Raw genomic sequence first — 13775 nt, 5'->3', positions numbered from 1 at the left:
GATGTAGAAATTTAAGGAGCTAAGGAAATGAAACTGTATTTGAATCTTGTACGGTTAATAAAATTCTTTCACAGAATAGATGTAAAGTTGTCGCATTTTATTTTTCCGGTAGTTTTAGCTTTAGGGGCAGCGCTGTTTGAGGGTCTTAGTATAACGCTTTTAATCCCCACGGTAAGGGGAATCATTAAAGCAGATTTTATCTTTGTCAGAGAAGTCCCCATTCTAAAAAATATTATTGAACAAATTCCAGATTCGCTTAGCGCAACAAATACTTCATTATTTATCTTGCTTTTGGTCATGATTGCGACGACAGCAGTCGCAAAAAACATTTTTCAATATCTATCCGCCGTTGGCATAGCTCGTCAGGTAAGGAAGTTTTCCAATCAATTAAGAAAAAATATCTTCAAGCGCTACCTTGGTTTTGGGAAAAAGCATTTCGACCTTAACAGCACAGGGAGTCTTAACCAGGTGCTCATCGGTTTTACCAACAAAATTTCGAGTCAGCTCATGATTTTAGAAAATTCATGCATTTTGATACTTATGCTTGTTGTATACATTATTATAATGGTGATGATTTCTTGGAAGTTGACAATTTTCGCAATGCTTGTTTTTCCCCTGGTATTTTATTCTTCGCAATGGCTTATTGATAAGATCAAAAAAAGTTCAGTTGTTTGGGCCGGTGCCCATACGGTTTTGGGCCAAAGTATTTTCAATATATTATCTAATATGCTTTTAGTTAAAGCCTGTGTTGCAGAGAAGAAGGAGGAACATCGTTTCAGTAAGGCCAGCGATGCCATAGAAGAGCTGGAATTTAATGTTGATAGAAAGCGTTATTTAGTGCCTTTGGTTCATGAAATTATTGCCTTAGTAATGCTCTTATTATTTATCGCTGCCACCGCCTTTTTGATCGTAAAAAAACAGTCAGGGGATGTAGCAATCTTTGCGGTGTACATCGTTATTATCAAGAGGATTTTTACCTACTCAAAAGGGCTAGGTTTGTTTAGAGTTTCTTTAGCTAATATAGAAGGCCCGATGAGGAGCATATTAAAGGTTTTTGACGATAAAAATAAATTTTTTGTAAACGGCGGCCGAAAAGAGTTTAAACAATTAAACGAAAGCATAGATTTTAGGCATCTAAACTTTTTTTATAAAAAAGGAATACAAACATTAAAAGATGTTAGTTTTTCGGTCGAAAAGGGAAAAATGACTGCGATAGTTGGTTCGACCGGAGCCGGGAAAACCACGCTTATCAGTTTGATTTTACGTTTTTACGATTGCCCACCTTCAACAATTTTTATCGACGGCACCGATATAAGAGAGTTTACAGTGGAATCGTTGAGAGGGCAAATAGCCCTGGTAAGTCAAGACTCAGCACTTTTTAATGATACCCTTAGAAATAACATTACCTATGGCTTAGATAGAGAATGCTCGGAAGAAGAAATAATGGTTGTTGCCAAAAAGGCAAGATTGCACGAAGTTATTTTGAAAGCATCGAAGGGCTTGGATAGCTTGGTAGGAGATAGGGGGGTCCAGCTTTCAGGCGGGGAAAAGCAGAGAGTTTCTATCGCGCGAGCAGTGCTTAGAAGGTCTGAGATTTTAATTTTAGACGAAGCTACCAGCTCTCTTGACACACATACCGAACGGCTTATACAGGAGGCGGTTGAGCAGATGGTTAAAGGGAAAACTGCGATAACTATTGCTCATAGGCTTTCTACGATAAAGAATGCCGATAAGATCGTGGTAATCGAGGATGGTCGATTCATAGAGGAGGGGGATTTAACCGAGCTCCTTAAGAAGAAAGGTAAGTTTTACCAATATTGGGAAGAGCAAAAGTTTTATTGAAAGGGCGGCTTAAGAGATGGCGAGAATAAAAAAACTAATATTCTTTTTTGCTTTGGTAGGTGCCGCAGTCATAATCAGCCAGGCAATTGTTTCTCAAAATCTAAGGTTTTTATATTTGATTTTGGGGCTTGGCGGCTTGGCCGGTAGTCTTTATTTGATTAAAAGGATCGGCTTGTTTCCCTTTTTGTGCGTGGCGGTCTTTGTCTATTGGCTGCCTTTGGACTCAAGGTTACAGAGTTTCTCTCCGGCATTGACCCGGGTCTATCCAACTGAACTAGTTATCTGGGGGCTAATTATTCTCGGACTGCTTCTTGGCAGTGTTTCTAAGAAGGTCCCATCTATCCCTACCCGAGGCGGTTTTCCTTTTTTACCTTTTACGCTATTTGTTATCGGTGCTTTACTCGCTTACATATCAGCTGAGTACAAAGGCGAATATTCGCTTATCGTGATTCGAACGGTGTGCTTTCTGCCGCCGTTGTTTTGTTTTTTATGTTTTTGGTTAATTAGAAATATTAAACAAGCCGAGCGCCTGCTTTGGTGTTTTTTAATTTCAGCTGGATTGCTGGGTTTAGTTTTTCTTTATGCGCCGCAGCTAGCTAGTTATGAGCAGGAACTTATGAGCGCCTCAGTTATCGGCAGCGAGCGCTTGATGAAGATAATTAATCTACCTTTGTGTGACTCTTTATTTATGGGGGCTGAAGTCACCCCGATTAGCTATGCTTTTGTAGCGATATTAGCATTCAATCTCTGGTTAAACGACCGGTCTTTTGGGAAGCGCCTAGCGGCTGCCGGAATTATGTTGGTAGCGGCTTTAATAATTATCAAGTCCCAGGGAAGAATGGCGTTAATTGCAACCGGAATTTCTACAGTGGTGTTGGCTGTATTGGCTTTGAAAGTAAAGAAACACTCTCCGGCAAGCTTTGCCGGAACTTTATGGAAGATAGGCTTACCGGCATTTGCCTTATTTTTTGGTTTTTGGTATTACGCTAAGTTTTCTTTGGGGGCGCGGGCTCAACAGCGCGTCTTAGAAGTTTTGAACGACCCCAGCCAAGCACCCGGATTAGCTGACCGCATTTGGCGGTGGCAAGAGTCGGCTTTGGTAGCTTTGGAGCATCCTTTTTTTGGTGTGGGCCTGGAGGGATTCCAAAAATATGGCTATGTCTATACTTGGTTTGCCCATAACACCTATTTATATTTATGGCTTTCTTTTGGGATCATCGGATTTATTGGTTTTATTTGGATTTTTGTCCGGTTCACAAAGGCCTATCTTCGGGCTTTGCATTCTAGCGATGCTGGTTGTCAAACCTTAGCTTTCAGCGGAATAGCTTGTGTGGTTGCTTTGTCTTTGGTAAGTATTACCTCTTCTACATTTTTTGTTACTCCCTGGCAGTTATTCATGCTTTGGACACCTTTCGGTATTACTTTTGCTGCGGTTACCTTGGCGAAAAATGAGTAATTATCCGAAAATCACTTTTGGCCTGATCGTGTTTAACGGAGAGCCGTTTACACGCTACTGTTTACGGTCTTTATATCCTTTCGCTCATCAAATCATTGTGGTAGAGGGCGCGGTTCGCGCGGCAGCAGATCTAGCCACAGCTAACGGACATTCAGTTGATGGGACACTTGATGTACTCCAGCGGTTTAAACAGGAGGAAGACCCCGATAACAAAATCGAGATCATTACAGCTAAAGGATTTTGGAGCGAAAAAGAGGAAATGTCGCAAGCCTATGCGCAACGGGCAACGGGAAATTATCTTTGGCAGGTTGATGTAGATGAGTTTTATAAACCCCAAGACATGCAGGCGATATTAGAAATGCTGCGCAGCGATTCGAAGATCACCGCTGTTTCTTTTAAACAGATAACTTTTTTTGGTGGATTTGATTATGTGGTTGATGGATGGTTGTTTCGTGAAAAGCCTGCTAAATATTGGGCCCAAAGGTATCATCGCTTATTTAAATGGGGGCCGGGCTATAGATATATTGACCATCGGCCGCCAACGGTTTGCAATCCAGAAGGTGTGGATTTACGTAACTTGAAATGGGTCAACGGAGACAGCTTAATTAAGAAAGGTATTTTTTTGTACCATTATTCGCTAGTTTTCCCCAAACAAGTCTTGGATAAAAGCCGGTATTACGACCAAGCTAAATGGGCGCAACTTAAAGGATTCCAAGAGTGGTACCAAAAAATATTTTTGGGTTTAGAAAGCGGCTATCGAGTGCATAATGTTTATAACTATCCGGCTTGGCTGGAACGATTTTCCGGCCAACATCCGCCAGAAATTAAAAAAATGATAAAAGATGTAAATGAAGGAATAATCCAAGTAGAGAGGCGAAAGGTTGATGATATTGAGCACCTTTTGGGTTCGCCAAGGTATTGGCTAGGAAAAAAGTTTTTTAAATTATGGGGGTTTATTAATAGACTAAAAAGGGCAATAAGGCGAACAATCAAAAAACAACTGATATGAAAACTCTTCATTTAAGTACTTATGATTCTGGCGGGGCCGGCAAAGCAGCCTATAGAATTCATTGTGGTTTAAAACAGGCAAAGGTAGATTCTAAAATGTTAGTTTTGCGCCGCTCATCGCAGGATTGTGATGTTGTTGAACTAACTGAAAGCGATAGTTTAGTTACTCGGTTTAAAAACAAAATCAAGAAAAAACTGATTTTTAGAGAGATTAAGGGCCAACAGCGAAAGCAAAAAGAGGAATTAATCTTTAGTAATGAGCGGTCAATCTATCGGCTAAAAAGGCAGCCAGTGGTGCGTGAGGCAGAGGTTATTAACTTGCATTGGGTAGTAAAAATGGTCGACTATAAAGATTTTTTTCTAAATTTAGGGCCTAAACCGATAGTTTGGACGCTGCACGATCACAATCCTTTTACCGGCGGGTGCCATTGTCTTGAGGGGTGTAACAAATATGAGATTGGTTGTGGATATTGTCCTCAGCTGGGTTCAAGGAAAAACAGAGACCTTTCCCGGAAAATATTGGAAAGAAAGAAAAAGGTTTTAGAGAAGGCCAATATTAATATTGTTGCTCCCAGCTTTTGGCTTGCCGAACAAGCTAGGCAAAGCCAACTTTTTAAAGACTGCCCGATAAAAGTTATTCCCCACGGAGTCCCTATTAATGTATTTATTAAGAAGGATCGGTTTAAATCGAGGAATTTATTGGGGCTGCCTCAAGATAAAACTATTATTTTATTCGGAGCAGATTACAAGAGTAAAAACAAAGGCTTCCAATATTTAGTGGAGGCTTTAAGTATATTAGGGCAGAAAATTAATACCTCCAAACTAGCCTTAGTTATTTTTGGCGCCAAACAAGATATAGAGGATAAATTAAGAAGAAGTGATTTAGCTATTTATCAATTGGGGTATTTTTATGATGAAGAAAGTCTAGCCAATGTTTATAGTGCCGCTGATGTAGTAGTGATCCCCTCTTTAGAGGAGGCTTTTGGTCTATTGTTGTTAGAATCAATGGCTTGCGGCATTCCAGCGGTAGCCTTTAATATTGGGGGGATTAACGAAATAATGGTACCAAACGAAACTGGGCTTTGGGCTGAGGTAAAAAATAGCCAAGAGCTAGCCGCAAAAATAGCTTGGCTGATAAATCACCCTCAGGAGCGTCAAAGGCTCGGACATCACGCTAGGGAAAGAGTAGAGAAGAAATACGCCCTTAAGAATCAGGTAGCACACTACATAAATCTATATCAAGAAATAATAGGAAAACCGGAAAAGAATTTTTGACTATGATTAGCGTCATTACCCCAGTTTATAATGGTGAGCGGTTTATCCAGGGCTGTTTAGAAAATGTGATCGAACAGAAATGCCCGGAAGCAGAGCATCTGCTTATTGATGGCGGATCAACCGATAAGACCGTAGCAATTATCAGTAAATATGCCAAGCGCTATCGGCATATTAGGTGGGTTTCCGAAAAAGACCAAGGGCAGTCGCAGGCTTTGAATAAGGGTTTGGCCATGTCTAAAGGGGAAATAATCAGCTCTTTGAATGTAGATGATTTTTATGAGCCCGGTGTTTTAAATCAGATATTAGAACTTTTTAAAGATTTGCCCGAGCCTAGTTTATTGGTGGGTAATTGCAATGTTTGGGGGGATGAAGGTAAAATTTTACAGATAAATAAACCGAAAAAAATGGGGATAACTGACCTATTGTCTTTAAAAGAGCCTTTTCCTTGGAACCCTTCGGCATACTTCTATCATAAATCGCTGCACCAAAAAATAGGGCTGTATTTGACCGATGAGCCTTATGGCCCGTACATGATGGATATAGATTTTATTATTAGGGCGGTGCTGGTTGCCAAGGTTAAGTATATTGATGAGATTTGGGGGAATTTGCGGTTAATTAAAGGGGCCAAAACCACAACCCTTAAAGAAAAAGGGTTGCATGATATTTATTATAATCAGCTTTTAGAAAGGCACCGGCAAAAGCTTTCTTTCCCTTTAAGAGTATTAACAATGATTAAATATATCCTTTTTCGGAAATTTAAAGTGCGGCGAATCAGTTATTATTTTAGGAATCCTTTTAAGATATTTTCTTTAATTAGACGAAAATTAAAAAAGCTAAAATGAAAAAAACCGGCCGGCCAAAACTTTTAGTGATTTCGCCAATCGCCAACCTATCTCTTTTAGAAATGGGTTGCCGAGTGCGGATTTTTAACATTTTGCGGGCTGCGCGGGAAAAATTTGAAATAACTTTTCTTTCTACTAGTAACCAACGAGATATTCTTACCGATAAAAAAGTTTTACAATCGCTATGTTCACGGGTAATAATTTTGCCTAGTTGTTACACAAAAAACTTCATTACCCGGGCGCTACATCGTACCTTATCTGGTTTAGCCTGCTATCTTTTTGGTATTCCAAAAAGTTATTATCTAGGCAGTCTTAATCTATCGCCGAAAAGAGTGAAGAAGGCTCTTGACAACGATGAGTTCGCTATTGTTCTTTTCGAATATTGGTACAGCGCAGCATCATTAAGCTATTTTAAAAATAAGGGTATCCCTTGTGTTTTGGATATGCATGATATTCTTTGGCAATGGCGGGCCGCTCAGATAGATGCGATAGGAAGTTTTAATAATGCCGGAAAGAGTAGAAAGGGGCCGGGCAGGCTTTACCAAAAATTTTTGATTAAACGATATCGTACAATAGAAGAGAAAATCTGGCGACAATTTAGCCAGATCATATCGATAAACCATGTTGAAGATGAGTATCTTCGCCAAAAAATACCTCAGAATATTTCTACGCTAATTGCCGGCATGGGAGTTGATTTGGCGGAGTGGCCATATTGTTGGAAACCGGCTAAACCGCAACGAATTATTTTTTATGGTTCGCTTTCCGGTGAGCAGAATGAGCAAGCTGCCTTACGTTGCGCCAATAGAATTATGCCCTTGGTTTGGCCTAAGGTTCCTGATGCCGAACTATGGCTAGTGGGGGCAAGGCCTTCAAATAAACTGCAGGCTTTAGCCGGGGATAGCCGGGTGAAGATAACGGGATTTATTGAGCGAGTTCAGGAGACGCTAGCCTCAGCTACGGTTATGATCTGTCCTTTAAAAGGAACTTATGGTTTTAGGAGCCGGGTTATCGAGGCCATGGCTTTGGGGGTTCCGGTTATAGCTACTGATGAGGCAATTTATGGAATGAATTTAGATAATGAGCGGGGCCTAATTATTCAGAATAATGATCAAGGGATAGCTGAAGCAGTAAACAAATTTTTAGCTTCGGCCGAACAAGCCAAAAAACAAAGTCTTTTTGCCCGCAAACAGATTGAAGAAAAGTTTTCTTTCCAAGATACTTATGGACGGATTACTTCATTTCTTGTTTCTTGTTTAAGGGATTAATTAGAGGCGCAGTTATAATATCGGGGACGGGTAAGGATTAAAGATTAAAAAATGGCGATACGTATAACTTTTGTTATCCCATCTCTTTCAGCCGGCGGAGCAGAAAGAGTGATGAGTACGGTGGCTAATTATTTTGCAAAGCAAGGCTATTCAGTTACTTTACTTACCTTGGATTGGGGCAGGAAACCTTTTTTTAAAATAGATGAAACAATAACTCAGCGTTCACTTGGCTTATTGTCTGTATCAAATAATATTTTCCAAACCGTAATAAGGAGCCTGCGTCGAAGTTATCGGCTGCGCAGGGAAATAAAAAGAAGCAACCCCGATGTCGTTGTAAGTTTTATGGATAAGACCAATGTGCTAACTTTATTTTCTTTGTTTGGTTCAAAGATCCCAGTAATTGTTTCAGAACATATGGATTCAAAACAGGGAAGACGAATGCTGATTTTATTGCGAAGAATTGCTTATCGTTGGGCTAGCCGGGTTGTGGTGCTAACTAAAAGCATGAAAAAATATTTCACTAATTGGTTGGCTAGTGAACAGGTAGTCATAATCCCTAATCCGATCAGGCTTGAGGATGAAAGGAGTAATATTTCTAATCAGGTTAAGCTCCCCAAGGGTAAATTAATAGTTGCTATCGGGAGGCTGGTTCGGCAAAAAGGGTTTGATTTGTTGATTGAGAGTTTTGCCAAGGTTTCTTCCAATAATCTTGATTGGAACTTAGTCATCTTAGGGCAAGGGCAGATGCAAGGGGAACTAGAGAGGTTGATCGGCTCATTAAATTTGAAAAATCGCATATTTTTGTTAGGGCTAGTTCCTAACCCGCTAGCTATTTTAAAACAGGCTGACATTTTTGCAATGTCATCGCGGTTTGAGGGTTTTCCGATGGTCATTCTTGAAGCAATGGCTCAAGGGGTGGCGGTGGTAAGTTTTGATTGCCCCTGCGGGCCAAGTGAAATTATCAGAGATAAAATTGACGGAGTGTTGGTACCGCCAGAAAATGTGGCGGCTTTAGCTACAACCATTGCTAAGCTGATGCGTGATGAGAATGAAAGGAAACGATTGGCTTTGCGTGCTCCAGAAGTGTTGGAAAGATTTGGCTCTTCAAGAATTTTAGAAATGTGGCGAAGGGTGGTCGATGAAGTTTATCAGTCTGGAGCTAATTCGAAAAAACCATGAATAAAGACAAGGTAGCTATTTTTGTGCCTTCAATGCGTGGTGGGGGAGCCGAACGAGCGATGCTTAACTTAGCTATTGGGTTGCAGGAACGCGGCTTGACTGTAGAAATAGTGTTGGCTAAAGCCCAAGGCCCTTATCTATCTCAAATCCCACCCGAGGTCAAAGTAATAAATTTAGGGGCTCAACGAGTTTTAACCAGCCTTAAAGGGTTAGTTGGATATCTTAAAAAAGAACAGCCAGCGAGTTTGCTTTCAGCTATGAGACATGCTAATGTCATAGCTATTTTGGCAGGTTGGTTTGCTAGAGTGAATACAAAAATTATCGTTATAGTTCAAAATACGGTTTTGGCCAGCCGGTCAAAACAATTCAGGTTAAAGGATAGGGTGGGTTTATTTTTAGCTAAGCTAATTTATTTTCGAGCCCAGACGGTGGTAGCAGTATCGCAAGCTGTCGCCGCGGAAATAGCTAAATTGGGCATGGCTAAGTTAAGCCAAATTAAGATTATCCCTAACCCAGTTATTACCTCAGAGCTTATAGCTAAAGGCAGGGATAACCCTAAACACAAGTGGTTTATTGAAAAAGATATACCAGTTTTACTTTCGGTAGGCCGGCTAACAGCGCAAAAGGATTTTGGGACGCTGCTTCGAGCGTTTAGACGGATTTTGGAGCAACGCCCAGCTCGGTTAATAATTTTAGGCGAGGGGGAGGAACGCGGCAGCCTTGAAAAGTTAATTAAGGAATTAAACTTGGAGGCAGACGTAGCGATGCCTGGGTTTGTTGAAAATCCTTATGCTTGGATGGCTAAAGCTAAAATATTTGTTTTGTCTTCAGCCTGGGAAGGGCTTCCCACAGTTTTGATTGAGGCCTTAGCTTTGGGGGTAGCAGTAGTGGCTACTGATAGTCCGGGGGGTTCTAGGGAAATATTACAAGGCGGACGGCTGGGAAAGCTAGTTCCGGTAGGTGATTGGGAGAGGTTAGCCGCAGCGATTATTGCTACACTCGATCGACCCGGTAAAGGTATTGAGGCCGAAGAGTTAAAAATATTTACTAGAGAGGCAGTTGTTGGGGAATATTTTAAACTGCTTAAGAGCTAAAAATAAACGGGACAGTTAATTTAATGAGAATCTGTCATATTATAACTGGTCTAAATATTGGTGGTGCCGAGATGGTATTGTATCGGCTCCTTTTGGGTTTGGATAAAGAAAAGTATAAAGTTTCAGTTGTTTCTTTAACTGAGCTCGGTCCGGTCGGAGAAAAAATCCAAAATTTAGGTATAAATGTAAAAGCCCTAAACATGCGCTATAGAGTTTCTGACCTTAAAGCTCTAATCCAGTTAATAGTTTATTTGAAGCGCAGCCGGTTTGACTTGGTTCAAACCTGGATGTATCATGCGAATTTAATCGGAGGCATCGCCGCTAAGCTTGCCGGCGGAATCCCGGTTATTTGGGGGCTGCATCATAGTGATACCAGTGTAGGGTTTGTGAAAAAAACCACTTTATCGGTAGTAAAGGCCGGGGCTTTGCTGTCAGGTTGGGTCCCTGAGGTTATAGTATGCTGCTCACGAGAAACCCGGCGAATACACCTTAAATATCGCTACCGTAGCGACAAAATGGTTGTAATTTTTAACGGTTACGATTTAGTTGAGTTTAAACCCGATCTATCGGCTCGAGCCAAGCTTCTTCAGGAACTTAAACTTTCCAAGGAGGCGCTGTTAATAGGTTTAGTTGCCCGGTTTCATCCCCAAAAGGACCAGCGAGGTTTTATTGAGGCTGCCGAAGGTTTAAGTAAAAAAGTTCCGGCAGTCTATTTCATTTTAATTGGGCCAAGGGTCACTGAAAGCAATAAACAACTTTTCCAATGGGTTGTTGAAAAGGGTCTTCAGCAACGGGTTTACCTATTAGGGGAAAGAAATGATTTACCACAAATATTGTCAGGTTTAGATATTGTAACTTTATCGTCTTCCTGCGGAGAAGGATTTCCTAATGTATTAGGGGAAGCCATGGCTTGTGGCACTCCTTGTGTCACAACCGATGTGGGAGATTCAGCCTTTGTGGTTGGCGAGACCGGACTGGTTGTTCCGCCAAAAAACCCAAAAGCGCTTACCGAGGCTTGGCAGCAACTTATAGAATTGGGTTCGGAAGGCCGCCGAAAACTGGGAACAGCAGCCCGGCAGCGGATTAAGGACAATTTTCCCTTGAGTCGGAACTTAGAGCAATATGAAAGATTGTATGAACGATTAGGGCCATCATAGGGGTAATTTTTTCGTAGAGAGATTAATCGAAAACAAGTAAAATGCCGGCAAGGTGATTTCAGATGAGGATTTTATATATTACTACAGCAGCTGCTTTTGGCGGGGCTACTAAGCATGTGGTTCATTTAATGCGTTATTTCGCCGCAAAGGGTTGTAGGGTCGGTTTAGTTGCCGGTCCCGAACCGCGCTTAATGCAGGCGGCCAAAGTTATTGGAGCCAAAGTTTTCCCCGAGCCCCATTTTATTTATCCTATTTCTCCTTACCACGATTTGAGGGCTTTAATTTCAGTATGGCGGGCAATAAAGTTTTTTAAGCCGGATATAATAAGCAGCCATAGCACTAAAGCTGGGTTGGCGGCGCGGCTTAGCGCAGCCTGGGAGCGTAAGCCAGTAATCTTTACAGCTCATGGATGGAGTTTTGGCGAAGGACGCTCTTTTGGGAAACGTTGGTTTTTGTCATGGCTTGAACGTTTAGCTGCTAAATCTACAGTTAAGATTATCTGCGTTTCCGAGTATGACTATAGGCTAGCGCTTAAGTTCAGAATCGCACCGCCGAACAAGCTGGCAATCATTCATAATGGCATAGATCCAGCCCCAATTGGCGAAGCTGATAGAATGAAAATTCGAAAGGAGCTAAAACTAGAGAAGGCCACGGTGATAACTTTTGTTGGCCGCCTAAACCCTCAGAAAGATTTATCTACTCTTATCAAAGCGGCAAAGCTTATCGCAAAAGCAAAAATAATTATTGTTGGTGATGGCCCTTTGCGTCAGCAAGTGCAAGGGATGATCGGTAAGAGTAATTTAGCTGATCGGGTGGTGCTCGTCGGCGAACAAAAGCGGGTGGAAGAGTTTTTAGTTGCTTCAGATATTTTTGTGCTATCTTCGAATTGGGAAGGCCTTCCGCGCTCAATCATTGAAGCAATGTTAGCTAAGCTGCCAGTAGTAGCCACAGATGTCGGGGGAGTGAGTGAGTTGGTTAAAAATTCAGTTACCGGGTTTTTAGTCCCGCCGCGCGACCCCGCGGCTTTAGCCGGAGCCTTAGAGAAGCTAATCGAAGATAAGAAATTGCGCAAAGATATGGGGGAAGCAGGTTATCAACGGGCCCTAAGAAAGTTTAGTTTAGATCGGATGCTGGTCGAGAGCCAACAGGTGTATGAAGAGATATTGAAATGTAGATTGTAATATAGTAAAATGCCTTCGGAAATAATTTTTAGATTTATGGCTTAACTTAAATGCTTAAACGATCATTCGATATTATTTTTTCCTTAACTGGCTTAATCTTAGCTTTTCCCTTGGGGGTTGTCATTGCTTTATTGATTAAAGTGGAAGACGGCGGGCCTATTTTTTATTCTCAAGCCAGAATTGGCAAAGATAATAAAGTATTCAAAATACTTAAGTTTCGTTCAATGGTCCCTAACGCTGAAAAGGATATTGGCCCAACTCTATCCTTAGGAAATGATGCCAGAAGTACAAAGATCGGGAAAAGGCTAAGGAAGTCGGCTTTAGACGAGCTTCCGCAATTAATTAATATTTTAAAAGGAGATATGAGTTTCGTTGGCCCGCGGACTGAAAGACCGGAATTTGTTAAAAAGTTTTGTCTGGAGTTTCCCGATTTTACTAAGCGAAATGCTATAAGGCCGGGACTGACCGGGGTGGCTCAAGTGTTTGGTTCTCACTATCTTAATTTTCGCGAAAAGTTTAAATACGATATCTGGTATGTAAAAAATCGGACCTTTTTTTTAGATTTTTATCTTATTTTTCTATCATTTTTAGTAACGTTTAACAGCAAGTGGGAAGTAGAAGGCGATAAATTTCGTTTTTTAGGAGGAGCTCTTAAAAACAAAATAGAAAGCCAACTAAACGACCCTAATTAATTTTAAGTTATTTATATGGAAAAAGTTGAGCAGTTACGAGAAAATTATAAAGAAATTTTTGCTTTAAAGGGGCCATTGCCGGTTAGGCCTTGTAAAGCGATATTTGACCGTTGTGCTTCAGTCATTGCGATTTTATTTGCTTCGCCGGTTTTTCTACTGATATTTTTTGCCTACCTAATTGATAATCTTTTTTATCCCGACGATCGAGGCGGGATTTTAGCTTCCTATATTGCTTCAGACCGAGGAAAAAAATTCATAAAGTATAAATTTAGAATTACTAAAATGCGTTTTATCAACAAACGCTTAAGAGAGCAATATGATGTTGCGGCTTATCCGGAAGAGTTTCCCGAAAAATTAACTCGGGTGGGAAAAATTTTAAAAAAAGCTTACTTAGATGAGCTTCCCCAACTTTTCAATATCGTTAAAGGCGATATGTCCTTTGTTGGAACACGAGCTATTGCTTGGGAGGTTTATCAGGATGTTTTGCAAGAAGGCTATGTGCATAAAAAAGTTTTAAAGGCTGCTTTGTGGAGCGAAACGGATGTTCGTAAGGGTACACCAGATTTACATAATTTAGTTTTGGAGTACGACTATATCAAAAAATATATGGAGTTTTCGGCTTGGCGTCTTTTATTGACTGACTTTAAAATCATGGCCCGAGGCATAAAACAAAATATTGAGGCTAAAGGTTACTAAGCTAAAGGGTAATTTTAATCCCTCGCAGAAATCCCCGGGCTTTAGCCCGAGGGATGAATGCTCTTTTAGGATTTCTGCTCGGGAGGAA

General features: G+C 40.9%; 12 protein-coding genes. All 12 read left to right on the top strand.

Features of this window, described 5'->3' with window-relative positions; genetic code table 11:
• Positions 1-27: 27 nt before the first annotated feature.
• On the top strand, positions 28-1842 hold the full coding sequence (locus K9L86_04715; protein MCF7908156.1) for an ABC transporter ATP-binding protein/permease: 1815 nt from the start codon (positions 28-30) through the stop codon (positions 1840-1842).
• Between the two features lie 16 nt (positions 1843-1858).
• On the top strand, positions 1859-3298 hold the full coding sequence (locus tag K9L86_04710) for an O-antigen ligase family protein (protein MCF7908155.1): 1440 nt from the start codon (positions 1859-1861) through the stop codon (positions 3296-3298).
• Positions 3291-4307, top strand: coding sequence for a glycosyltransferase family 2 protein (locus K9L86_04705; protein MCF7908154.1), 1017 nt, complete (start codon positions 3291-3293; stop codon positions 4305-4307). The genes K9L86_04710 and K9L86_04705 overlap by 8 nt, the downstream gene beginning before the upstream one ends.
• Positions 4304-5581, top strand: coding sequence for a glycosyltransferase family 4 protein (locus K9L86_04700; protein MCF7908153.1), 1278 nt, complete (start codon positions 4304-4306; stop codon positions 5579-5581). Before K9L86_04705 ends, K9L86_04700 begins: the two co-directional genes overlap by 4 nt.
• 2 nt (positions 5582-5583) lie before the next feature.
• The gene (locus K9L86_04695; protein MCF7908152.1) at positions 5584-6423 is read left to right on the top strand and encodes a glycosyltransferase; all 840 of its coding nucleotides are present in this window, start codon (positions 5584-5586) and stop codon (positions 6421-6423) included.
• Positions 6420-7688 (top strand): glycosyltransferase family 4 protein, encoded by a 1269-nt coding sequence (locus K9L86_04690; protein ID MCF7908151.1) that lies wholly within the window; start codon positions 6420-6422, stop codon positions 7686-7688. Before K9L86_04695 ends, K9L86_04690 begins: the two co-directional genes overlap by 4 nt.
• Positions 7689-7739: 51 nt before the next feature.
• Positions 7740-8867 (top strand): glycosyltransferase family 4 protein, encoded by a 1128-nt coding sequence (locus K9L86_04685; GenBank protein MCF7908150.1) that lies wholly within the window; start codon positions 7740-7742, stop codon positions 8865-8867.
• A complete protein-coding gene (locus tag K9L86_04680) occupies positions 8864-9961 on the top strand; it encodes a glycosyltransferase (GenBank protein ID MCF7908149.1) in 1098 nt (365 codons plus the stop codon). Before K9L86_04685 ends, K9L86_04680 begins: the two co-directional genes overlap by 4 nt.
• A gap of 23 nt (positions 9962-9984) precedes the next feature.
• Positions 9985-11118: a glycosyltransferase gene (locus K9L86_04675; GenBank protein MCF7908148.1), complete on the top strand. Its 1134-nt coding sequence runs from the start codon at positions 9985-9987 to the stop codon at positions 11116-11118.
• Between the two features lie 62 nt (positions 11119-11180).
• Entirely contained in the window at positions 11181-12299 is a 1119-nt protein-coding gene (locus K9L86_04670; protein MCF7908147.1) for a glycosyltransferase family 4 protein, read from the top strand.
• A gap of 50 nt (positions 12300-12349) precedes the next feature.
• A complete protein-coding gene (locus K9L86_04665; protein MCF7908146.1) occupies positions 12350-12991 on the top strand; it encodes a sugar transferase in 642 nt (213 codons plus the stop codon).
• 15 nt (positions 12992-13006) lie between these two features.
• Positions 13007-13687 (top strand): sugar transferase, encoded by a 681-nt coding sequence (locus K9L86_04660; GenBank protein ID MCF7908145.1) that lies wholly within the window; start codon positions 13007-13009, stop codon positions 13685-13687.
• Positions 13688-13775 lie beyond the last annotated feature (88 nt).

This window comes from Candidatus Omnitrophota bacterium (assembly GCA_021735655.1).
Classification (GTDB): Bacteria; Omnitrophota; Gorgyraeia; order Duberdicusellales; family 4484-171; genus JAHKAJ01.
This window is presented reverse-complemented; position numbering and strand designations above follow the sequence as displayed.

Excerpts from the sequence above, each read along its gene's own strand:
- K9L86_04715 (MCF7908156.1), top strand. The coding sequence starts at position 28 with ATGAAACTGTATTTGAATCTTGTACGGTTAATAAAATTCTTTCACAGA.
- K9L86_04710 (MCF7908155.1), top strand. The coding sequence starts at position 1,859 with ATGGCGAGAATAAAAAAACTAATATTCTTTTTTGCTTTGGTAGGTGCC.
- K9L86_04705 (MCF7908154.1), top strand. The coding sequence starts at position 3,291 with ATGAGTAATTATCCGAAAATCACTTTTGGCCTGATCGTGTTTAACGGA.
- K9L86_04700 (MCF7908153.1), top strand. The coding sequence starts at position 4,304 with ATGAAAACTCTTCATTTAAGTACTTATGATTCTGGCGGGGCCGGCAAA.
- K9L86_04695 (MCF7908152.1), top strand. The coding sequence starts at position 5,584 with ATGATTAGCGTCATTACCCCAGTTTATAATGGTGAGCGGTTTATCCAG.
- K9L86_04690 (MCF7908151.1), top strand. The coding sequence starts at position 6,420 with ATGAAAAAAACCGGCCGGCCAAAACTTTTAGTGATTTCGCCAATCGCC.
- K9L86_04685 (MCF7908150.1), top strand. The coding sequence starts at position 7,740 with ATGGCGATACGTATAACTTTTGTTATCCCATCTCTTTCAGCCGGCGGA.
- K9L86_04680 (MCF7908149.1), top strand. The coding sequence starts at position 8,864 with ATGAATAAAGACAAGGTAGCTATTTTTGTGCCTTCAATGCGTGGTGGG.
- K9L86_04675 (MCF7908148.1), top strand. The coding sequence starts at position 9,985 with ATGAGAATCTGTCATATTATAACTGGTCTAAATATTGGTGGTGCCGAG.
- K9L86_04670 (MCF7908147.1), top strand. The coding sequence starts at position 11,181 with ATGAGGATTTTATATATTACTACAGCAGCTGCTTTTGGCGGGGCTACT.
- K9L86_04665 (MCF7908146.1), top strand. The coding sequence starts at position 12,350 with ATGCTTAAACGATCATTCGATATTATTTTTTCCTTAACTGGCTTAATC.
- K9L86_04660 (MCF7908145.1), top strand. The coding sequence starts at position 13,007 with ATGGAAAAAGTTGAGCAGTTACGAGAAAATTATAAAGAAATTTTTGCT.